Origin of the sequence: Stenotrophomonas maltophilia (assembly GCF_047497515.2) — a bacterium.
GTDB lineage: Bacteria > Pseudomonadota > Gammaproteobacteria > Xanthomonadales > Xanthomonadaceae > Stenotrophomonas.
This window is the reverse complement of record NZ_JAXAXL020000007.1, coordinates 1-21,619: the sequence shown is the minus strand read 5'-3', so window position 1 is coordinate 21,619 and position 21,619 is coordinate 1. Positions and strand designations below refer to the sequence as shown.

Below are 21,619 nucleotides of genomic sequence, written 5' to 3'. Positions count from 1 at the left end.
GCACATGCACGATCCCGCACTGACGCAGCGTCTGGAAACCCTCTGGCGGATGGAGTCGCCGGTGTTGATCGCGCGCCTGGCGCGGCTGCTCGGTGGCGACGTCGGTCGCGCCGAGGAGCTGGCCCAGGACACCTGGCTGGCCGCGCTGGAGCGCTGGCCGGGGCAGGGTATCCCGGACAATCCCGGAGCCTGGCTGATGACCACTGCGCGTAACCGGGCCATCGATGTGCTGCGCCAGCACCAGCGCGTAGCGCAGCAGCATGCGCAGTGGGGTGAGGAACTGCATCCGGCACCGTTGCCGGCGCCGGATGACAGCCAGGCACTGGAAGATGACCTGGGTGACGACCTGCTGCGGCTGATGTTCGTGGCCTGCCATCCGGTGCTGCCCGCCGATGCGCGGGTGGCGCTGACCCTGCGCCTGCTCGGAGGCCTGACCACCACCGAGATCGCGCGGGGTTTCCTGCAGCCTGAGCCGACCATCGCCCAGCGCATCGTGCGCGCCAAGCGCACTCTGGCGCAGAAACAGGTGCCGTATGAGGTGCCGCGCGCGGAGGCGATGCCCGAGCGCCTGGCCTCGGTGCTGGAAGCGATCTACCTGGTGTTCAACGAGGGCTATGCGGCCAGTGCCGGCGATGACTGGATGCGCCCGGCCCTGTGCGAGGAAGCGCTGCGGCTGGCCCGCATCCTGGCACACCGGTTGCCGGTGCCACCGGTGCTGGGCCTGCTGGCGTTGATGGAACTGCAGGCCTCGCGCGCGGCGGCACGCGTGGATGCACAGGGCGCGCCGGTGCTGCTGGACCAGCAGGAACGTGCGCGCTGGGATTGGCTGCAGATCGAGCGCGGGCAGCAGCTGCTGGCGCGTGCATTGGCCGCCGGCGGCGATCAGGACCCCTATGTGCTGCAGGCGTGCATCGCGGCCTGTCATGCCGCCGCGCGGCGTCCGCAGGAGACCGACTGGCCGCGCATTGCCTCGCTGTATACACAGCTGTTGCAGGTGCAGCCTTCGCCGGTGGTGGCGTTGAACCGGGTGGTGGCGGTGCTGCGCAGCGATGGTGCGTTCGCGGCGTGGGCGCAGTTGCAGCCGCTGCTGGTCGAGCCCCGCCTGCAGGAGTACGCGCCGTTGCACGTGGTGCGCGGCGAACTGCTGCAGCAGCTGGGCCGGGCCGAGGATGCCCGCGAAGCCTTCGCCGCCGCCGCCGCGCTGACCGGCAACGCGCGCGAACGCGAGCACCTGTTGTCGCGCGCTCAAGGACCGGGATGATCATCGGGGTCAGATCCCTCTCCCGTAGGAAGAGGGATCTGACCCCGTCTTTCCGAATCCCATTACACTCCGGGGGGATTTCCCTGCTGGAGAGAGCAATGAAGCGAGTAGCACTGGGCCTTCTGGCCCTGTCAGTGTCGAGCGCACTGATGGCGGCCACCCCGAAATTCGATGGCGCGCGGATCTCCGCCGACGTCAAGGAACTGGCCTCCGACGCCTACGAAGGCCGCTCGCCGGCCACTGCCGGCGAAGAGAAGACCATCGCCTATCTCAGCAAGCAGTTCGCCGATGCCGGCCTGCAGCCCGGCGGCGACCTCAAGGATGGCAAGCGCCTGTGGACGCAGGCCGTGCCGCTGCGCAAGGGCGACATCGTCGGCACCCCGCAGCTGGCGCTGCATCAGGGCGGCAAGACCATCGCGCTTGACCAGGGCAAGCAGATTGCCGTGCGTGCGGCCATGAACGGCGCCAACAACGTCGATATCAGCAAGGCCCCGCTGGTGTTCCTCGGCTACGGCGTAAAGGCGCCGGAACGCAACTGGGACGACTTCAAGGGCGTGGACCTGAAGGGCAAGATCGCCGTCGTGCTGATCAACGACCCGGACTTCGAGACCGGCCAGGGCGATTTCGACGGCAAGGGCATGACCTACTACGGCCGCTGGACCTACAAATACGAGGAAGGCGCACGCCAGGGCGCGCTGGGCGTGCTGATCGTGCACGAGACCGCACCGGCCTCGTACGGCTGGGCCACCGTGGCCGGGTCCAACACCAACACCATGTTCGACGTGGTGCGCGACAACCCCGCCGGGAGCCATCCGTTGCTGGAAGGCTGGATCCAGCGCGACCTGGCGGTGGAGCTGTTCCGCTCGGCCGGGCAGGACTTCGAGGCGCTGAAGAAGAAGGCGCAGCAGCGCGATTTCACCCCGGTGGTGCTGAACGGCGCCAGCCTGGATGCGAAGTACGCGGTGAAGACCGAAGTGATCACTTCGCACAACGTCGCCGCGCGGCTGGAAGGCACGCGCCATCCGGACGAGACGATCATCTACAGCGCGCACTGGGACCACATCGGCGTGGGTGAGCCGGACGCACGTGGCGACCGCATCTTCAACGGTGCGCTGGACAACGCCAGCGGTACCGCCTCGCTGATCGAGCTGGCCCGCGGCTTCGCCAAGGCCAAGCGTCCCGAGCGTTCCGTGCTGTTCCTGGCGGTCACCGCCGAGGAGAAGGGCCTGCTGGGTTCGGAGTACTACGCCACCCATCCGCTGTATCCGCTGGAAAAGACCGTGGCGGTGATCAACATGGACGGCATGGCGCCGTTCGGCCCGTCGCGTGATTTCGGCATCTACGGTGCGGCGCGCTTCGAGCTGCTGGACCAGCTGAAGGACGTGGCCAAGGGCTGGGACATCCGCTACACGCCGGACCCGAAGCCGGAAGCAGGCCTGTTCTTCCGTTCCGATCACTTCCCGTTCGCCAAGCGCGGCGTGCCGGCGCTGTCCTGGTCGGCCGGCCAGGACTGGGTGGACGGTGGCGTGGCCGCAGGCAAGAAGGCCTCGGAGGACTACACCGCCAAGCGTTACCACCAGCAGGGCGACGAATGGCAGCCGGACTGGGTGTTTGCCGGTGCCGCCCGCGACCTGGAAGTGCTGTACACGCTGGGCAACCAGCTGGCCAACTCGCGCAGCTGGCCGAACTGGAGCAAGGACGAGTCGTTCCGTGCCGTGCGTGACGCCAGCGCCGACCAGCGCAAGTAAGGCCGGGCGCCGGGTTCGCCCGGCGCCTCCCCGGTAGTGCCGGCCGCTGGCCGGCAACCCTGGGAAGCGTGCGGAGGTGACGGGGAGCCGGCCAGCGGCCGGCACTACCAGAACCGCTTCCATCCCCGCTTTCCGGCCCTTCGTCGCAGCCCGCTTGTTTGCCCGGCGGGCCGCCCTATGCTCGGCTCACCCCCTTCCTCCAAGGCGCCGCCGTGTTCGCCAGCCTCTCTCTCCTCATTCGCCACCTGCTGGCCTGGGCCGCCGCGCTGGTTGTCGCCGGCATGGTCTGGAGCGGCATCTTCAGCGGCATGAACGATGGCCCGGGCTGGGTGTTCGGGCTGCTGGCGATGTTCCTGATGATTTCCGCGCTGGGCAGCGCGATCACCCACGTGCGCCGGGTCTGGCTGGTCGCGGGGCGGTTGGATTCGACCACGCTGTCCGGGCGCCAGCGTCGCCAGGTAGAACTGCCGATGGATGCGGGCCAGGCCTACGCCGTGGTGGAAGCGGCGATCGCCGAACTGCCGCGGGTGGAAGAGGTGGAAAGCTCGGCCGGCAGCCTGCAGGTGCGCGCGTACGTGCGCCGCGTGGATCTGTGGAACGGTCGCCAGCCGTCGCGCTGGAACCTGCCGGCACGCCTGGCGATCAAGCGCAACAGCGTGCTGGCCACGGTCACCCCGGGGCAGGGCACCAGCACCGTTACCCTGCTGTTCGAGCCCGATGCCGGTTGGTGGGCCGACCTGCTGGCGCTGGATGAAGGCAGCAACTACGAGAACGCCGAGGCGGTGACGCGTGCGATCAGCCGCCGCGTGGCCGACCAGCGTCGCGACGAGCAGGCCGCCGCCGAACAGACCCAGGTCGAGAAGGAACTGTCGGTGGCACGCTTGAACCTGCTGCATGCGCAGGTGGAACCGCATTTCCTCTACAACTCGCTGGCCAACGCCCAGGTGCTGACCCGCACCGATCCGGCGCGTGCCGAACAGATGCTGGGCCACCTGATCCAGTACCTGCGCAGTTCGTTGCCGCAGGTGGACGAGTCGGTATCGACGCTGGGCGTGGAACTGGAACGCACCCGCGCCTACCTGGAAATCCTGCGCATCCGCATGGGGGCACGGTTGTCGGTGGACGTGCAGGTGCCCAATGAACTGCACGGCGTGCACCTGCCGGCGATGGCGCTGCAGACGCTGGTGGAGAATGCGATCAAGCACGGCCTGGAGCCGAAGCCCGGCGGTGGCACGATCTGGATACTGGCGCGCGGCTTCGATGACCACGTGACGGTAACCGTGGCCGACGATGGCCTCGGTTTCGGCCAGGGCACCAGTGGCACCGGCATCGGCCTGAAGAACCTGCGCGAGCGCCTGCGCCTGACCTGCGGTGAGCAGGCCGGTGTGGCGATCGTCGCCAACTTCCCCAGCGGCGTGGCTGCAACCATGACCCTGCCGCAGTCGCACAAGGAGCGCAGCCATGCCGCTTGAAGCCCTGATTGCCGAAGACGAAGAACTGCTGCGGCAATCCCTGGTGGAGCAGCTGCGCCGGTTGTGGCCGGAGCTGACGCTGGTGGCCGAATGCGAGGATGGCGCCAGCGCGCTGGAGCAGCTGGCCGAGAAGCAGCCGGATATCGCCTTCCTCGACATCCGCATGCCCGGTATCAGCGGCATCGAAGTGGCGCGTGCGTTGTCCGAGCTGAGCCCGCGCACCCAGGTGGTATTCGTGACCGCCTACGATCAGTACGCCATCGATGCATTCGAGCAGGGCGCGATGGATTACCTGCTGAAGCCGGTCAGCGACGAGCGCCTGCTGGCGACCCGCGAACGCATCCTGTCGCGCCTGCCATCGGCACGCCAGGACGATGCCGTGCTTGAACGCCTGCTGCAGCGGCTGGGCCCATCGCAGGGCGGCGCGGAGCGTCCGCCGCTGGCCTGGATCACCGCCAGCAACGGCCGCGAGACGCAGCTGATCATGCTGGAGGACGTGGCCTACTTCCGTGCCGACAACAAGTACACCACCGTGGTCACCGCCGCCGGCGAAAGCCTGCTGCGCACGCCGCTGCGCGAGTTGCTGGACGTGCTCGATCCGCAGCACTTCCGCCAGATCCACCGCTCCACCATCGTCAACATGAAAGCGGTGGCGGCGGTGAGCCGCGATGACACCGGCCGCGGTGTGCTGCGCCTGCGCCAGCGTGCGGAAACGCTGGTGGTCAGCCAACCGTTCATGAGCCTGTTCCGCGGCATGTGATCGATGCGCGTTGCTGAAAGAACAATGCCACCGTGATCGCGCACGGTGGCATTGTGGGTCCCCCCGCTTTCCCGAAGGGTCAGTAGGCAGGCTGCAGTGTCAGGTCGTGGTGATGCTCGTTCTCGCCGACATGGTTGAGGCGTCCGACCAGTTCGGAGTGCTGCTTCATGCGCCCGATCTCGGTCATGATGCGGATGTCCTCGTGGCGCAGCTCGCGCCTGGCGGTGACCGCCTGCTTGTAGTCCAGCACTTCCGGGTAGTGTTCGGCCAGGTCCAGCGCCTCGGCCACATGCTCGACGCTGTCGGCCTTGGAACTGATGCGGGCGCGGCTGTTGAAGGCCTTCATCCAGCGCTCGAAGCCGGCCGTCCGGTCGAACATGTTGGCCATGAACCAGATCACGAACAGGATCGAGATCCACGAGCCGAACACCACGACCACGCGGGTGAAGGTGATGTGGTAATCGTCGCGCCACAGGTAGTTGGTGATCAGGCCGAGGATCAGCAGCGAGGCCGCCTGCCAGCCGACGATCGAGGCGATCAGCCACTGGCACTTGGCCTGGGCCAGCACAGCCACTTCATCGCGGATCTGCTGCTCGCTGAGGCTGCGCCAGTGCGCAACCTGTTTTTCGAACGGGCTGCTGTAGAGCTCGTTGTCGCGAAGCAGTAGTCCCAAACCCTTGAACAAAGCAATCATGGCTGGCTCCTTGTGGAACGTGCGTCGATCAGCATTGGACGGTGTGGCGGGTTCAGTTCTAGCACTTCCAGCGAGCCGTGCAATGGGCGAAATGCCAAGCGCGGTAAGGGTTTTGTCTGAATGGGTGAATGTTGCTGCATCGCAGCATCGCAGTTACAGCCTGCGACAGGATGTCGCAGGGTGAAACGTGCTGCGGCCGCACATGAAACCGCGGCTGAGCACGCAGACCGGCCATCGGCGCGGTGATTGCCTGGAATCGGGCCCGACCGCGCAACCCGGCGGGTGGATGCCGACCCGCGCGCGCTGCCAACAGCGCGGGCATGCACCGTAGATCCACGTCCTGCGAGCAGGGGCGTTATCCGGCCGACCTCAACCCACGCAACAGCATCTCCAGCGCGGCCGTCGCTTGCGCCAGTCGCGCATCGCCATCCTCGCCCTCGGCAATCCAGAACGCCGCCTCGGCCAGGCTGCCGTAGATCAGCGACGCCAGCGCCTGCGCATCCACCGGCGTGATCACGCCCTGCGCGATCAACCGTTCGATCAGGTGCTGCATCGACTGCACGCAGTGCCGCTGCGATTCCGGCGAGGCGCCGCCCAGCACCGCGCGCGCGTCGCGCAGCACGATGCGTTGGATCTCCGGCTCCAGCGCCATCTGCAGGTAGGCGCGGCAGCGCTGCACGAAGCCGTGCCAGGCGTCGTCGGCACTGTCGCTGATCGCCTGCAGGCGCCGGTCGGTCTCGGCGTCGAGCTGGGCGACCACCGCCGCCAGCAGGCCTTTCTTGTCGCCGAAGTGGTGGTACAGCGCGCCACGGGTCAGCCCGGCCTGCGCGGTCAGGTCATCCATCGAGGTGGCGGCATAGCCGTGCTCGCTGAACACACGGCGGGCGGTGGCCAGCAGGCTGGCGCGGGTTTCTTCCATCTCGGCGCGGGTGCGGCGGACCATCCAGAGCTCCTTACATACGCAGTGCATGATTATTTACATACGGCGCGTATGAATGTAGCCTCTTATTCATACGCTCTGTATGTATTGTCGTGGCGCCCCGCGCGCTAGGCAAGTCACCGCTCTGGAGATCCTGATGGCCACCCCTTATCGCGACCTGTTCGCTGCCCCGGGCACGGTCGGGCTTGCCCTGGCTGGGCTGCTGGCCCGCCTGCCGCTGCCGATGACCGGCATCGGCATCATCACCCTGCTGTCGCAGTTGCGCGGCAGCTATGCGTTGGCCGGCGCGGTGTCGGCCACCTTCGTGCTGACCTACGCGTTGCTGTCGCCGCAGGTGTCGCGCTGGGTCGACCGGCACGGCCAGGCTCGGGTGTTGCCGTGGGCCGCCGCGGCCAGCGCGACCGGCCTGCTGTTGCTGCTGGCCTGCACCGTGATGGCGGCGCCGGACGCGATGCTGTTCGGCGCGGCGATGATGGCCGGCTGCATGCCCAGCATGTCGGCGATGGTGCGCGCGCGCTGGACCGCGATCCATCGCGGCCGCCCGGCGTTGCAGACCGCGTACTCACTGGAGACGGTGTTCGATGAGGTCACCTTCATTGCCGGGCCGCCGCTGTCGGTGGGGCTGTCGGTGGCGGTGTGGCCGCAGGCCGGGGTCCTGGCGGCGGCCCTGTTGCTGGTGGTAGGCGTGGCCGCGCTGGTGCTGCAACGGGGCACCGAGCCGCCGCCGCAACCCCACGAAGAGGCCGCGTTGCCTTCGCGCTCGCTGCTGCGGCACGCGGAGATCCGCCTGTTGGCGTTGTTGATGCTGGCGATGGGCGTGATTGTCGGCACCGTCGATATCAGCAGCGTGGCGTTCGCCGAACAGCGCGGGCAACCGCTGGCAGCCAGTGCGGTGCTCTCGGCCTATGCCCTGGGCAGCTGCGCCGCCGGCCTGCTGTTCGGTGCACTGAAGCTGCAGGTACCGATGCCGCGCCTGTTGCTGCTGGGTGCAGCGGCGACCGCGCTGACCACGCTGCCGCTGCCCTGGGCCGGCACGCTGCCGGCGCTGGCTGCAGCGGTGCTGTTGGCCGGCCTGTTCTTCGCGCCCACCATGATCGTGGCGATGTCGCTGGTCGAACAGCGCGTGCCCGCATCGCGGCTTACCGAAGGCATGACCTGGCTGCTGGCCGGCTTGAACGTCGGCGTTGCGCTGGGTGCAGCGCTGTCCGGGCATAGCGTCGATGCCGGTGGCGCGCGCAGCGGCTTCGTGGTCGCGCTGGTGGCGGGCGCCGTGGTGCTGCTGGTCGCGCTGCTTGCCTGGCATGCGTTGCGCAGGCCTGTTCCCGCTCTCTCCGCTGAAGGAATCCTCCCGTGAGTGCTGCTTCACCTGCGCATGCTGCGCCCCGTGTCCGCCATCCGTGGTGGGCCGTCTCCGCGGTCGGACTGGCCACGTTCTCGGTGGTCACCACCGAAATGCTGCCGGTCGGCCTGTTGACCCCGATCGCCGAGGCGCTCGGTGCGTCCACCGGTACCGCCGGCCTGATGATCTCGCTGCCGGCCTTGTTGGCTGCGCTGTTCGCACCGCTGGTGGTGATTGCTGCCGGTGGCATCGATCGCCGCCGCATCCTGTGCGCGCTGCTCGGCCTGCTGATGGTGGCCAACATCGCCTCCGCGCTGGCGCCCAGCATCGGCTGGCTGCTGGCCGCGCGCGTGCTGGTGGGGTTCTGCATGGGCGGCATCTGGGCCATCGCCGGCGGCCTGGCCGCACGCCTGGTGCCCGCGCACCGCATCGGCCTGGCCACCTCGATCATCTTCGGCGGCGTGGCTGCGGCGTCGGTGCTGGGCGTGCCGCTGGGCGCATTGATCGGCGACGCGCTGGGCTGGCGCTGTGCGTTTGTGGCGATGGCGCTGTTCAGTGCGGCGGTGATGCTGCTGCACCTGCGGGTGGTCCCCGCGCTGCCGGTTGCGACCACGGTACAGCCGATGCAGTTCGTGCAGCAGCTTGGCCATCGCGGCCTGCGCCAGGGCCTGTGGCTGACCGCACTGCTGGTGGCCGGGCACTTCATCGCCTTCACCTACGTGCGTCCGCTGCTGACGTCCGTATCGGGCGTGGATGCGTCGTGGATCGGCGGGCTGCTGTTTGCCTATGGCCTAGCCGGCATCATCGGCAACTTCGTTGCCGGGCCACTGGCCGCACGCCATCCGCGTGGCGCGCTGCTGGCAATCGCAGCGGGCCTGCTGCTGACGCCGCTGTTGCTGCTGTGGATGGGCGGCACGCCGGCCGGGGGCATCGCGGTGCTGCTGCTGTGGGACTGGCCTACGGCGGTGTGTCGGTCGGCCTGATGAGCTGGATGATGAAAGCAGTGCCGCACGCGGTTGAAATTGCGACCGCGCTGTACGTGGGTGTGTTCAACATCGGCATCGCGCTGGGGGCGTGGGGCGGAGGCAGGCTGCTGGACAGCATCGGGCTGCACGCCAATCTGTGGGCTGCGGCGGTGTTGGCTGCGAGCGCTCTGCTGATGGTTGCCACCAGCCGAAGGTAGATGCACCCCATGGGTGGATTCCTGCCCCGTGCCGACCAGGGCCGGCACCCACCAGAGCGGGGCCGGAAAATGAAACGGGCGCCCTGCGGCGCCCGTTCCGGTTACATCACCACACCTTGACCCGCTTGTCCGGCGCCAGGTACAGCTTCTGGCCTTCCTTCACTTCGAACGCCGGGTACCAGGCGTCGATGTTGCGCACGGTCAGTGCGCGGAACTGGCCGGGTGCATGCACGTCGGTCAGCAGCGAGTTGCGCAGCGCCTGCTCGCGGCTCTTGCTGCGCCACGCCTGGGCGAAGCCGAGGAAGAAGCGCTGGTCCGGGGTGAAGCCTTCCAGGGTCTGGCCCGGCTTGCCCTGCAGCGACAGCTGGTAGGCGTCGTAGGCCGTGCCCAGGCCGGCCACGTCGGCGATGTTCTCGCCCAGGGTCAGCTTGCCGTTCACGTGCACGCCCGGGAACGGCTCGTAGCTGCTGAACTGTGCGGCCAGCGCATCACCGGCGGCGTTGAACTGCTTCAGGTCTTCGGCGGTCCACCAGTTGTGCAGCTTGCCGGTCTCATCGAACAGCGCACCGGCGTTGTCGAAACCGTGGCTGATCTCGTGGCCGATCACCGCACCGATGGCACCGTAGTTCACCGCGTCGTCGGCGGCACCGTCGAAGAACGGCGGCTGCAGGATCGCCGCCGGGAACACCAGGCGGTTCTCCAGCGGTACATTCATCGCGTTGATGGTCTGCGGCAGCATCGCCCACTCGCTGTGGTCGACCGCCTTGCCCAGCTTGGCGATGTTGCGCTGGTACTCGAACAGCTCGGCGCGCTGTGCATTGCCCAGCGGATCATCGCGGCGGATCTCCAGGCCGCTGTAGTCACGCCACTTTTCCGGATAGCCCATGCCCACGGTCAGGCCAGCGACCTTGGCCTTGGCATGCGCCTTGGTCTGCGGCGACATCCACGACAGCGCGTCGATGCGCTTGGCGAAGGCGGCGATGATGTTCTTCGCCATCTCGTCCGCGCGTTCCTTGGTCTTGGCGTCGAAGTGCTTCTCGACGTAGCGCTTGCCGATGGCTTCGCCGACGGCGTGGTTGGCGTCATCCACCGCACGCTTCCAGCGATCGCTCTGCTGCGGCGTGCCGCTCAGCGCAGTGCCATGGAAGGCGAAACGGGCATCGGCGAACTTCTTCGGCAGATAGGCGGCGGCACGGTCCAGCGCATGGAAGGCGAGGTAGTCCTTCCACACCTCCAGCGGCTCGGTGGCGACCAGCCTGGACAGGCCGGCCACGGCCTTGGGCTGCCACACGATGAAGTCCTGCTGGTCACCCAGCGTGGCCGCATCGAGGAAGGCATTCCAGTCCATGCCCGGTGCCTTGGCATTGAAGTCGGCCTGGGTCCACGGGTTGGCCCCCTTGGTCACGTCGTTGGTTTCTTCCTGGGTGGCATGCGCCTGCGCGATCCTGGTTTCCAGCGCGAGGATGCGCTGCGCCTTGCCGGCCGGGTCAGCGACGCCAGCCAGCTGCAGCATCTGCGCGATGTAGGCCTGGTACTGCTTGCGCAGTTCGGCCATGCGGCCATCGCCCAGGTAGAAGTCGCGGTCGGGCATGCCCAGGCCGCCCTGCACCAGGTAGGGCGCGGTGCGGTCCGGCTGCAGCATGTCCACCGACACCCACAGGCCGAACAGGCGGTCGGTGTAGAAGTTGGTGGCATTGAGCAGGTCGACGTCGGCACGCATGTCGCCGCCCAGCGCGCGCGCCAGGCCGGCCTTGTCGGCGATCGCTTCGATCGCCTTCAGCTGCGGCTGCAGCGGGGCGGTGCCATGCTGTTCGATGCCCGCTTCGTCCATGTAGGCGGCGTAGTAATCACCGATCAGCTTGTCGTCACCGCTGGCCTGGGTGTTGCCGGCAGCGCCTTCGAGGATGGCGCGGGTGTCGGCCAGGGTCTTTTCGGCGATGACGTTGAAGCTGCCGAAGCGCGAACGGTCGGCCGGAATCTCGGTGTTCTTCACCCAGCTGCCGTTGGCGAAGCCGAAGAAGTCATCGCCGGCGGCGATGCTGCGGTCCATGCCGCTGGCGTCGAAGCCGAAGCTGCCCAGCATCGGCTTGGCTGCGGCAGGCGCGGCCTCGGCCGGCGCAGCAGTGCCGGCGGCCGGATCGGCGGGGCGATCGCAGGCGGCCAGGGACAGGCTGGCAACGATGGCCAGTGCCAGGGTGGGACGGCGCAGCTTGGACATGCGACTTCTCTTGCAGCGGAAAACCCCAAGTCTAATCCGCCCCGGCCCGGCTGGCCGTCCCGGGGCGTGGCCTGTCCTGTGCAGGATCTGGCTGAACGCGCGGAATCGATCTTCACGCCGTCACCGGCGTGGTGCATGCTGGCCACTGGAGCCCTGCGTGGACACGGGGAGGTGGCCATGCGGGGTCGGGTCAGGCGTCAAGAATGGCGTCCGCCGGCCGTTGAGGTCGGGGACGTGGAGGATTCGTTCGCGCATGAAGCCAGCCGACTGCCCAAGGAAGATCGACCGATGCCCGCGCTGAAACGCGCGTTGGCCCGGCCGCTGCGCGCCATCACCTGGGGCGGCGTGCTGCTGGGTGTACTGCTGGTGGCCGGCCTGGCCACCATGCTGGTCAACGACCACCAGCGCCGGCTGGAGGCCGCACAACGGCAGAGCCGTGCGTTGGCGGTGGGCAGCGAGCGCCTGCTGGCACTGGAACTGCGCAACCTGGAGCGGGCGATGTCGGGCATTGCCGGCGATGCCGCCGAACTGTTCCGACGTGTTCCGGCACAGGCGCCCGCCCTGCTTGATGCCGCGATCGGCGGCGTGCTGCGCCGGCATGCCGAGCTGCACAGCATCGTGGTGCTGGACAGCTATGGGCGCGCGCTGACCGCCGGCAAGGGCGACCTGCAGCTGCCGCTGTGGACCGACCCACAGCGGCGTGGCAAGGGCAGTGCGCTGTACATCGGGCCGCCGTTGCGGGCCAGCGATGGCAGCTGGGTGGTGCCGCTGGCACTGCCGATGGCCGATGATCGCTGGCTGCTGGCGCGGCTGCGCTGCGCCGAACTGCAACGCATTGCCGGTGGCCTGGACGTCGGCCCCAATGGCCTGGTCTCGATCAGCGATGCCGAGGGTTACATGCTGGCCCGCGTGCCCGATCCACATGGCACGGTCGGGCGACGCTACACCCTGCCGCGCCGCGACCTGCTGGGTACGCAGGCGGTGGTCGAACTGGGCAGCCTGCCCGGTGCGGTCGATGGCGTGCCGCGCATCACCACCATCAGCACCCTCGACCGCAGCCCGCTGGCGGTGCAGATTGGATTGGCCGACGAAGACGTACTGGCGCCCTGGTGGCCCTACCTGCAGGCGTCGATCGCCATCGTGCTGGCCTACATCGCGGTGCTGCTGGTGCTGCTGTACGCGGTGCGGCGCACCACCCGCCGCCAGCAATCGATGGCCGAGGAACTGAAGGCCGGGCATGCCGAACTGCGCCTGGCCCACCAGGTCGGGCGCGTCTGCACGTGGTACGTGGACGAGGACGCCGCACTGCTGCGCTGGTCGCCGCTGGCGCGCGAGATCTTCGGCGTGCAGACCGATGCGTTGCCGGTGGCCGAGTTCTTCGCCCGCGTGCACCGCGATGACACCCTGCGCCTGCAGCAGGCCTTCGACCAGGCGTTCGCCGGCGGTGCCGTGCTCGACCAGGTGTTCCGCCTGGTGCTGCCCGGTGGCGAGGTACGCTGGGTCGGTGCGCGCGGGCAGCGGGTGGAAGTGGACGATAGCGAGCGGCGCATGATCGGTGCGCTGACCGACTTGAGCGAGCGTTACCAGGCACGCGAACAGATGAGCGAAGTGGAGCGTCGCTTCCGCCTGCTGTTCGACCGCAACCCGGCGCCGTTCTGGGTATTCGACCCGGACACGCTGCGCTTCATCGAGGTCAACGACGCCGCGGTGCGCCAGTACGGCTACAGCCGCGAGGAATTCCTGGCGATGAGCATCCTCGACATCCGTCCGCGCGAAGGCTGGGACGAGGTGAAGGGTGCGATTGCCAAGGCCCGCGTGGGCGAACTGCAGGACGCCACCGTGCGCCTGCACCGGCGCAAGGACGGCAGTGTGTTCGAAGTGCGCGCGCACCTGTCCAAGCTCGATTTCGATGGCCAGCCAGCGTGCCTGGTGCTGGCCGAGGATGTCAGCGAACGGCTGGCCTATGAGCGCGACCTGGCCTACCAGGCGCGGCACAACCCGGCCACCGGCCTGCTCAACGTGCGTGCGTTGACCGAACAGCTGGACGAGCAGGACGAGGGCTACACCATTGCCTTCGTGCAGCTGCGTGGCCTGCAGCTGGTGGCCGATACGCTGGGCCGCGAGATCGGCGATGCGGTGCTGCAGTCGATGGCGACCCGGCTCGGTGGGCTGGGCGCGCGCTGCGGCACGCTGGCGTTCCAGCCGGCGGAGGACTTCGTGTTCGCCATCGGGACCGGCCACGATACCCAGCGCGTGCTGGATGATCTGCTGCAGATCGTGTCGGCACCGATGCGGGGCAAGGATTCGCTGCACCAGTTCGAGCCGCGGGTGGGCGTGGCGGTGCATGTGCCGGGCGACGGCCACTCCGCAGAGCAGGTCATCGGCATGGCCGCGCAGGCCGCCCACGCAGCGCGTGCGGAAGGCAACGTGGTGGTGTGGTTCGATGCGGCGGTGACCACGCGGTTGGCCGACCGCCTGCGCCTGGCCGGGCGCATCCATGCCGCCATCGACAACGAATTCCAGCTGTACTTCCAGCCGATCCGGCACGCCAGCGACGGCAGCCCGGCGGCCTTGGAGGCGTTGCTGCGCTGGCCGCAGGCCGATGGCAGCTTTATCCCGCCCAACGAGTTCATCCAGCTGTGCGAGGAGACCGGGCTGATCCTGGCGCTGGGCCGCTGGGTGATCCGCGCAGCGGCCAAGGCGCAGCGTCGGCTGGTCGAGGCCGGGTGGGGCGAGTTGCCGATCGCGGTGAATGTCTCGGCGGTGCAGTTCTTCAACAGTGACCTGGTGGCCGAGTTCACCCGCGCCCAGCAGGAGTTCGGGCTGGCCCGCGGCGCGCTGCACGTGGAGCTGACCGAGAGCAGCCTGATGCGCAAGCCGGCACAGGCGATGCAGACCATGCAGCGCCTGCACGAGCAGGGCATCAGCGTATCGCTGGATGACTTCGGCACCGGGTACTCCAGCATGTCCTACCTGCAGCACCTGCCGCTGGACATCCTGAAGATCGACCGCAGCTTCGTGGCGGACGTGGAAACCAATCCGCGCAATGCGTCGATCTGCCGCGCGCTGCTGTCGCTGGGCCACAGCATGGGCCTGACCATCATCGCCGAAGGCGTGGAGACGCCGGGGCAGCTGGACTGGCTGGCCGCACACGGCTGCGACCAGGTGCAGGGCTACCTGCTGGGACGGCCGGCGCCGCTGGAGCAGATCATCGATTCGCTGGATGAAGTGGTGGCCTGAGCGGGTTTCGCATCTGCCGGCCGAACCATGACGGTAGTGCCGGCCGCTGGCCGGCAAACGCCAGACTTGGCTACACCCCGGCCTCCACCAGGTGGTCGATGAAGCTGCGTACCTTCGGTGCCAGGTGGCTGCGGCTGGTGTAGACCGCGAAAATGCCGATCGGCGAGGCCTCCCACGCCGGCAGCACGCGCACCAGGCGGCCATCGGCCAATGCGTCTTCCAGCAGGAAATCCGGCTGCAGGATCACCCCCATGCCGGCGATCGCCGCTTCGCGCAGCACATCGCCGTTGTTGGCATGCAGCAGGCTGCTGACCGCCACCTTCACTTCACCGCCGGGCCCCTGCAGCGGCCAGTGGTCACCGGCGGCCCAGTAGCTGTAGCTCAGGCACGCGTGTGCCTGCAGCTCCTGCGGCGTCTGCGGCGTGCCCCGCGCGGCCAGGTAGGCCGGCGCGGCACACAGGCTCACCCGCGATTGGCCCAGGCGGCGCGCGATCAGCGTCGGGCTGGGCTCGCGGGTGATGCGGATGGCCACGTCGTAGCCTTCTTCGACCATGTCCACCAGCCGGTCGGACAGGGCCAGGTCCAGCTCGACCTGCGGGAAGCGTTCGCGGTAGCTGGCCAGCAGTGGGCCGAGACGGGCGATGCCCCAGCTGACCGGTGCGTTGATGCGCAGCGTGCCGGAGGGTTCCAGCGCCTGCGCGCCGATGCTGGCTTCCAGTGCGTCGAACTCGGCCAGCAGGCGCACGCATTGGGCGTAATAGGCGGCGCCGGCACTGGTCGGGCTGACCCGGCGCGTGGTGCGGTGGAGCAGGCGGGTGGACAGGCGCTTCTCCAGCGCGGCGACCTGGCGGGTGACCCCGGCGGTGGACATGTCGAGCGCCTGTGCGGCGGCACTGAAGCCGTTGCGCTCGACCACCGCCACGAATACCCGCATCGCGTCGAGAGTGTCCATTGTTGCGCCTTTTGAAATAAATACGGTCAACCGATCGTATTTATCGGCCCGTGAAGGCGCAATAACCTGTGCTCACTCCCTTTCAAGGTGTTTCCCCATTCACACCCCGACCGCCCCTGTTTCGCGGCTGGCCCCGTATGGCGCCACCCTGCTGCGCCTGGCCCTGGGCGTGCTGTTCCTGGTCCATGCGCTGACCAAGCTGCTGGTGTTCACCCCGGCCGGTACGGCGGCGTTCTTCGAGTCGCTGGGCCTGCCCGGGGTACTCGGTTACCTCACCATCGGCGTCGAGCTGGTGATCACCGCCGCATTGCTGCTGGGCATCTACGCGCGCTGGGTCGGCCTGGTCGGCGTGCCGCTGCTGCTGGGCACCATCGTCACCGTGCATGGTGCCAACGGCTTCGGTTTCGCCAATGCCGGCGGCGGCTGGGAATACCCGGCGTTCTGGGCGCTGGCGCTGGTGGTGCTGTTCCTGGTCGGCGATGGCAAGTGGACCCTGCGTTCGCGCTGATCGCCGCCTGACCCTGCAACTGGAGAATTCCATGTCCCGCCTGCCTTCGTTGTACATCTCGCATGGTTCGCCGATGACCGCCCTGCATCCGGGCCAGGTCGGCATGCGCCTGGCCGAGCTGGCGCAGGACCTGCCGACGCCGCGCGCCATCGTGATGGCCTCGGCGCACTGGCTGGGCCGGCAGCCGCTGGTCGGTGCGCATCCGCAGCCGCCTACGATCCACGACTTCGGTGGCTTCCCGCGCGCGTTGTTTGAACTGCAGTACCCGGCGCCGGGTGATCCGGCGCTGGCCGAAGAGGTGGCCGGCCGCATCGCCGCTGCCGGGCTGCCGGTGGCCATCGACCCGCAGCGCGGCCTCGACCACGGCGCGTGGGTGCCGCTGCGCCTGCTGCGCCCGCAGGCCGATATCCCGGTGGTGCCGGTGTCGATCCAGCCGCTGCTCGGCCCCGAGCACCAGTTTGCGCTGGGCCGCGCGCTGGCGCCGCTGCGCGAGCAGGGCGTGCTGCTGGTCGGCTCGGGCAGCATCACCCACAACCTGCACGACTGGGGCGACTACCAGGACGGCAAGGAAGCGCCGTACGTGCGCCCCTTCATCGAGTGGGTGGAGCAGCGGCTGGCCGCCGATGATCGCCAGGCCCTGTTCGACTACCGGCGGCAAGCGCCATTCGCCGAACGCGCGCACCCGACCGACGAGCACCTGCTACCGCTGTTCTTCGCGATGGGCGCGGCAGGCGAGGGCGGCTTCGGTGCACGCCGCATCGATGCCGGCGTCGATGCCGGTTTCCTGGCCATGGATCTGTACCGCTTCGATGGAACGGCATGACCCGGGGATGACGCGCAGCGTCGCCCGTCGTCGCGGCTGAAGCCGCATGTGGTAGTTTTTCCCGGGTTTCCGGCGCTGGCCCCCCGCCTCCCCGCGCGCCGCTTCCTGGAAGAAGCATGCATACCATCGAAGTCGTCCTGGCGATGCTGGTGGCCGTTGTCGCCAGCGGCTACCTGGTTCGCGTCCTGCCGTTCTCGTTGCCGCTGCCGCTGGTGCAGATCGGCCTGGGCGCGGTGATCGCCGGGGTGTTCAACCGCGGCCACGCGCTGGAGCCGGAAGTGTTCTTCCTGCTGTTCCTGCCGCCGCTGCTGTTCCTCGATGGCTGGCGCATCCCCAAGCAGGGCCTGTTCCGCGACAAGGGCGCGATCCTGGAACTGGCGTTCGGCCTGGTGGTGTTCACCGTGATCGGCGCCGGCTTCCTGATCCATTGGCTGATTCCGGTGATGCCGCTGGCGGTGTGCTTCGCGCTGGCGGCGATCGTGTCGCCCACCGATCCGGTGGCGGTCGGTGCGATCGCCTCCAAGGCGCCGATTCCCAAGCGCCTGATGCACATCCTGGAAGGCGAGTCGCTGCTCAACGATGCGTCCGGCCTGGTCTGCTTCCGTTTCGCGGTGGCGGCGGTGATGACCGGCACCTTCTCGCTGGCCACCGCCTCGCTGACCTTCGTGTGGGTGGCCGTGGCCGGCCTGGCGGTTGGCGTGGCGGTCACCCTGGGCGTATCGACCTTCCAGCGCTGGCTGTGGCGCCGCTTCGGCGAAGAGCCGGGTGCCGCGATGCTGGTCAACCTGCTCATTCCGTTCGCGGCTTACCTGCTGGCCGAAGAAATCCATGCGTCGGGCATCCTCGCCGCGGTCGCCGCCGGTATCGCGATGAGCTACGTGGAGCTGACCGGCCGTGTCTCCGGCAGCATGCGCGTGCAGCGCGCCGGGGTCTGGAACATGCTGCAGTTCAGCTTCAACGGCATCATGTTCGTGCTGCTGGGCGAGCAGCTGCCGGGCATCGTTGAACGCGCCACCACCACCATGAACGAGAGCGGTCACCAGAGTGCATGGTGGCTGCTGGTGTACGTGGTGGTGATCAACCTGGCGCTGATCACGCTGCGCCTGTTGTGGGTATGGCTGTCGCTGCGCTGGAACCTGCTGCGTGCGCGCCGCCGCGGCCTGGAACGGGGCGAGGCGCCGAACTGGCGCATCGTGGTCGCGACCTCGGTGGCTGGCGTGCGCGGTGCGATCACCCTGGCCGGTGTGCTGACCCTGCCGCTGTTCCTGCCCGATGGCAGTGCATTCCCGGCGCGCGACCTGGTGATCTTCCTGGCCGCATCGGTGATCCTGTTCTCGCTGCTGGGCGCCAGCATCGCGCTGCCGCAGCTGTTGAAGGGCCTGCAGCTGCCGGCGGATTCGGGCGAACGCAAGGAAGAGGACCTGGCACGCCGGTTGTCGTCGAAGGCGGCGCTGGCCGGGGTCGAACGCATGCGCCAGCAGCTGGTGATGAACCAGAACACCGAGAACGTGCAGCTCTACAACGACGCCGCCTCGCGGGTGAGCCTGCTCTACCAGCGGCACCTGGAGCGGGACAGCGATGGGCCCGACGTGGACCCGGACAAGGTGCGGCGCATGGAAATGGGCTACCGACAGCTGCGCAGCGCCGGCCTCAATGCCGAGCGCGAGGAACTGTTCCGGCTGACCCGGCGCGGGGTGATCTCCGATGAGATCTCGCGGCGCCTGATCCGCAACCTCGACCTGCTGGAGTCGCGCAAGCGCGAATGACCGGTATGCCGATCGGGGTCAGGTCCCTTTCCGCAGGAAAGGGATCTGACCCCAGGATCCGCCGGGTGGGTGCGGACCTTGGTCCACACACCTTTCAGCCCTTACTCCGGCTTCTGATCCAGGAAATACGCCTCGACCTTGCCCTTGACCTTGATGGTCATCGGGTTACCGCGGCGGTCGCGGGCCTTGCCGGCCTGCACGCGGATCCAGCCTTCGCTGACCGAGTATTCCTCGACGTTGTCACGCTCGACGTCGTTGAAACGCACGCCCACGCCGCGCTCCAGCGCCTGCGCATCATGGAAGGGGCTGGCCGGATTGATCGCCAGGTGGTCGGGAGGGGTCTCGCTCATCGCTTCATTCACAGTGACGGCCACCACGGCCGACTTCAGCGACACAGGATAAACCGTAGAATGCCGGCCTGCCCCAAGGAGTACCCGCGATGCCCGACAACAGCGACTATTTCGACTTCGAGGAAGACGCCCACGATTTCGACGAGGACGATTTCGAGGCGCGGGTCTGGAACCTGCTGGTGCTGATCAACCCGGGCGACGAAGAGCTGGCGCTGCAGCAGTTCAACCGCTGGCGCGAGCACCTGGCCGAGGACGGGCAGCCGCTGGAAGCGGACAGCGACTGGGTGCCGGCGCTGTTCACCGCTATTGCCTGGCAGTCCGGTTTCGAGGTGGAACGCGATGACCTGGAATCGCTGCAGTCGGCAGTGAACGAACTGTCGGCGCGCTTCAACCTGCAGCTGGACTGGGGCGGCGACCTGGACGACGAGGACTTCGCCGCAGACCTGGACGGCGTGCAGCTGATGTCCACCGCCTTCGACCGCCTGCGCGAGCACAACTACACGCTGTGGAGCGTGGATGCCGGCAGCGATGGCTTCACCGGCGTGATGGCGCTGACCCGCGACGATGACGCGATGCTGGCGCTGTGCTCGCTGCTGAACGTGGAAATCCGGCTGGGCAGCGACCCGTTCTGAGCGGGACAGGTGGGCGCGGAGCCCGCCTATGGGTGGATGCCAACCTTGGTTGGCATGCCCTGTGCCTGATGTGCGGACCAAGGTCCGCACCCACCACAGGAAGTGGTAGCCGCACCCAGCACAGCAATTGGTACCCTCCGCTCCCGCAGCGTTCGTGGTTGGCAAGTCTTGCCCGGCCGTCGAGGCTGTATATCCCGGCACTCTGTCGCGATCAGCGTGCTTGGCGGCTGTTGATTAATGTTCTGTGATGCGATCCGACCCCCGAATCCGCGATGAAATGTCGCTATCTAGCCGTTCTTGTGCGCATTCGTAACATTCTGATTTTCTCTCCTTCAACCCATTGCTAGGGTCCTGTGCAAAGAAGTGCGCCAAGTCGGTGCACGGGTCGCCGCCGATATGCATTCGCTGCACACGCTGGGCGCCGCACCCTGCCGTGTCCGCTTCCTTGTACGCGATCACGCCGGTGCACCGCTGGTGGGGGCGGCCTACTCGATGCAGCTACCTGATGGCCGCTGGCTGAGCGGAAACACTGACGGCGACGGACTCACCGGGGAGGTCGTCACCGATGGCCCGGAGAAGGTGGGCCTGTTCGTGGATGACGAACGGCACGAAGGCTACCTGCGCGACGCAGGCAACAGCTGAGCGGGTCAGAAGAAAGGAATCTGGTACATGAGTTCTGGAAAGTTCACGCTGTTCCGCCATGATGGTCATGGCAACGTGGTGCCCTGCGCGGACGTCACCTACCGTATCCGCGATGTACTGCATGGCTTCGCCGTCGTGGCCTCCGGCACGACCGACACTCACGGCGACACCGATCTAGTAACGCTGCCGGAGCGTGTGCAGACCCCGGCACCACCGGCGCTCCCCAACTGGCGCAAAGGCTGGCCGCACCCCGGCGCCGGGCCGGCTGGCCTGAAGCTGCCGTGGCCGCGGCGCAGCGTGCCGGACGCAGCTGCCGGAGCCGGGCAGGGCGCCCGCCTGCCGCAGAGTGAGCATCGATACCAACTGCAGGTCCGCGATGACGTCAGCGGTGAGTGGACCGATCCGCTGCTGCACCCGGACTGCCACGAGCCTGTGCAGCTGGGCCCGTGGAGCGAGGATCCGCATGCCGATGCGTCGTTGCGGCCTGCATTGCAGGTGCGGCGACTGCGGCTGCGGCCGTTCCACCAGCTGCAGTTGCAGCGGCAGAGCCCGCCGACACCGGTGCCGGAGGCCGGCTTTGTGGGCTACCGCCGCGACCGCGATGGAACTGAGGTGATCGCCCTCGACGTGCACGGGCGGCCGGTCCGTGGCGTAACGGATAGGCAGGGGATGACCCCGCGCCTGTTCTGCGAGCACGATCTGCGGCTGGTGTTCACCCTGCCAGGCAGCCAGAGTGAGCTGCGCAGCGCGCTGTCCGAGCCGCGCGTCGTCGGGCAACCGCGCCTGGTGCCGGTGGTGCCGGTAAAGATGCATGCCGTCGTGAGCGGCCCCGGCGAAGGCGCCACGCTGGAGCTTGCCGGCAAGATCAGCGCACCGGCGCTGCTGAACGTGGCCGACGAAGAACTGCTGCTACTGACGCCCGAGGTATGGGAGGAGTTCCGCGAGGTCGCGCGATCCATTGAAGGCAGCCTCTCCGCCGTGCCGCGCGCCCGCTGGCAACTGGAGGAGGCGCTGGCCGGCCGCAGCCTGGAAGCGGTGGCCCAGGCCGAGAAGAACCTGGGTATGGCCGCTGCACGGTCCTCGGCCATACC

The 21,619-nt window shown here is 68.1% G+C and carries 16 protein-coding genes and 2 pseudogenes; 13 read left to right on the top strand and 5 right to left on the bottom strand.

The annotated features are described in order from the left end of the window. Nucleotides 1-4 precede the first annotated feature (4 nt). From ACMZPQ_RS11625 to ACMZPQ_RS11610, 4 genes are all read left to right on the top strand, one after another. Nucleotides 5-1,261 (top strand): RNA polymerase sigma factor, encoded by a 1,257-nt coding sequence (locus ACMZPQ_RS11625; protein WP_197584289.1) that lies wholly within the window; start codon nt 5-7, stop codon nt 1,259-1,261. 98 nt (nt 1,262-1,359) lie between these two features. Then, entirely contained in the window at nt 1,360-3,009 is a 1,650-nt protein-coding gene (locus tag ACMZPQ_RS11620; protein WP_197584286.1) for a M28 family metallopeptidase, read from the top strand. A gap of 212 nt (nt 3,010-3,221) precedes the next feature. Next, nucleotides 3,222-4,481, top strand: coding sequence for a sensor histidine kinase (locus ACMZPQ_RS11615; RefSeq protein ID WP_197583233.1), 1,260 nt, complete (start codon nt 3,222-3,224; stop codon nt 4,479-4,481). Further along, complete coding sequence (locus ACMZPQ_RS11610) at nt 4,471-5,241, top strand: LytR/AlgR family response regulator transcription factor (RefSeq protein ID WP_197583232.1); 771 nt, start codon at nt 4,471-4,473, stop codon at nt 5,239-5,241. Before ACMZPQ_RS11615 ends, ACMZPQ_RS11610 begins: the two co-directional genes overlap by 11 nt. A gap of 79 nt (nt 5,242-5,320) precedes the next feature. Here ACMZPQ_RS11610 and ACMZPQ_RS11605 read toward each other — a convergent pair whose 3' ends face one another. Further along, nucleotides 5,321-5,935: a hypothetical protein gene (locus ACMZPQ_RS11605; RefSeq protein WP_004153965.1), complete on the bottom strand. Its 615-nt coding sequence runs from the start codon at nt 5,933-5,935 to the stop codon at nt 5,321-5,323. Nucleotides 5,936-6,290: 355 nt separating this feature from the next. Next, entirely contained in the window at nt 6,291-6,878 is a 588-nt protein-coding gene (locus ACMZPQ_RS11600; protein WP_197583231.1) for a TetR family C-terminal domain-containing protein, read from the bottom strand. 133 nt (nt 6,879-7,011) lie between these two features. Here ACMZPQ_RS11600 and ACMZPQ_RS11595 point away from each other — a divergent pair, with 133 nt between their 5' ends. Then, entirely contained in the window at nt 7,012-8,229 is a 1,218-nt protein-coding gene (locus ACMZPQ_RS11595; RefSeq protein ID WP_197583230.1) for an MFS transporter, read from the top strand. Further along, a pseudogene (locus ACMZPQ_RS11590) lies at nt 8,226-9,397 on the top strand (MFS transporter). The gene ACMZPQ_RS11595 and the pseudogene ACMZPQ_RS11590 overlap by 4 nt, the downstream one beginning before the upstream one ends. Nucleotides 9,398-9,503: 106 nt before the next feature. Here the strand turns inward: ACMZPQ_RS11590 and ACMZPQ_RS11585 are convergent. After that, nucleotides 9,504-11,615, bottom strand: a complete 2,112-nt coding sequence (locus ACMZPQ_RS11585; protein ID WP_197583229.1) for a M13 family metallopeptidase — start codon at nt 11,613-11,615, stop codon at nt 9,504-9,506. 177 nt (nt 11,616-11,792) lie between these two features. Here ACMZPQ_RS11585 and ACMZPQ_RS11580 point away from each other — a divergent pair, with 177 nt between their 5' ends. Beyond that, nucleotides 11,793-14,855 carry a bifunctional diguanylate cyclase/phosphodiesterase gene (locus ACMZPQ_RS11580; RefSeq protein WP_197583228.1) on the top strand — a complete coding sequence of 1,021 codons (3,063 nt, stop codon included), beginning with the start codon at nt 11,793-11,795 and terminating at the stop codon, nt 14,853-14,855. 70 nt (nt 14,856-14,925) lie between these two features. On the opposite strand, the gene ACMZPQ_RS11575 is transcribed toward ACMZPQ_RS11580, so the two are convergent. Beyond that, nucleotides 14,926-15,807, bottom strand: a complete 882-nt coding sequence (locus ACMZPQ_RS11575; RefSeq protein WP_197583227.1) for a LysR substrate-binding domain-containing protein — start codon at nt 15,805-15,807, stop codon at nt 14,926-14,928. Nucleotides 15,808-15,904: 97 nt separating this feature from the next. Here ACMZPQ_RS11575 and ACMZPQ_RS11570 point away from each other — a divergent pair, with 97 nt between their 5' ends. The 3 genes from ACMZPQ_RS11570 (at nt 15,905) to ACMZPQ_RS11560 (ending at nt 18,904) form a co-directional block, all read left to right on the top strand. After that, the gene (locus ACMZPQ_RS11570) at nt 15,905-16,315 is read left to right on the top strand and encodes a DoxX family protein (protein ID WP_197583235.1); all 411 of its coding nucleotides are present in this window, start codon (nt 15,905-15,907) and stop codon (nt 16,313-16,315) included. Nucleotides 16,316-16,346: 31 nt separating this feature from the next. Further along, nucleotides 16,347-17,138, top strand: a complete 792-nt coding sequence (locus tag ACMZPQ_RS11565) for a dioxygenase family protein (RefSeq protein WP_197583226.1) — start codon at nt 16,347-16,349, stop codon at nt 17,136-17,138. A gap of 116 nt (nt 17,139-17,254) precedes the next feature. Further along, nucleotides 17,255-18,904, top strand: a complete 1,650-nt coding sequence (locus ACMZPQ_RS11560; protein ID WP_197583225.1) for a Na+/H+ antiporter — start codon at nt 17,255-17,257, stop codon at nt 18,902-18,904. A 101-nt stretch (nt 18,905-19,005) separates the two neighbouring features. On the opposite strand, the gene ACMZPQ_RS11555 is transcribed toward ACMZPQ_RS11560, so the two are convergent. Then, entirely contained in the window at nt 19,006-19,254 is a 249-nt protein-coding gene (locus tag ACMZPQ_RS11555) for a DUF3297 family protein (RefSeq protein WP_197583234.1), read from the bottom strand. 89 nt (nt 19,255-19,343) lie between these two features. On the opposite strand from ACMZPQ_RS11555, the gene ACMZPQ_RS11550 reads away from it, so the two are divergent. The 3 genes and pseudogenes from ACMZPQ_RS11550 to ACMZPQ_RS11540 form a co-directional block, all read left to right on the top strand. Beyond that, nucleotides 19,344-19,886 carry a DUF6630 family protein gene (locus ACMZPQ_RS11550; RefSeq protein ID WP_197583224.1) on the top strand — a complete coding sequence of 181 codons (543 nt, stop codon included), beginning with the start codon at nt 19,344-19,346 and terminating at the stop codon, nt 19,884-19,886. 396 nt (nt 19,887-20,282) lie between these two features. After that, nucleotides 20,283-20,528 carry a hypothetical protein gene (locus ACMZPQ_RS11545; protein ID WP_495495835.1) on the top strand — a complete coding sequence of 82 codons (246 nt, stop codon included), beginning with the start codon at nt 20,283-20,285 and terminating at the stop codon, nt 20,526-20,528. Between the two features lie 27 nt (nt 20,529-20,555). Continuing rightward, nucleotides 20,556-21,619 (top strand): annotated as a pseudogene (locus ACMZPQ_RS11540) (hypothetical protein); the annotation flags it as partial.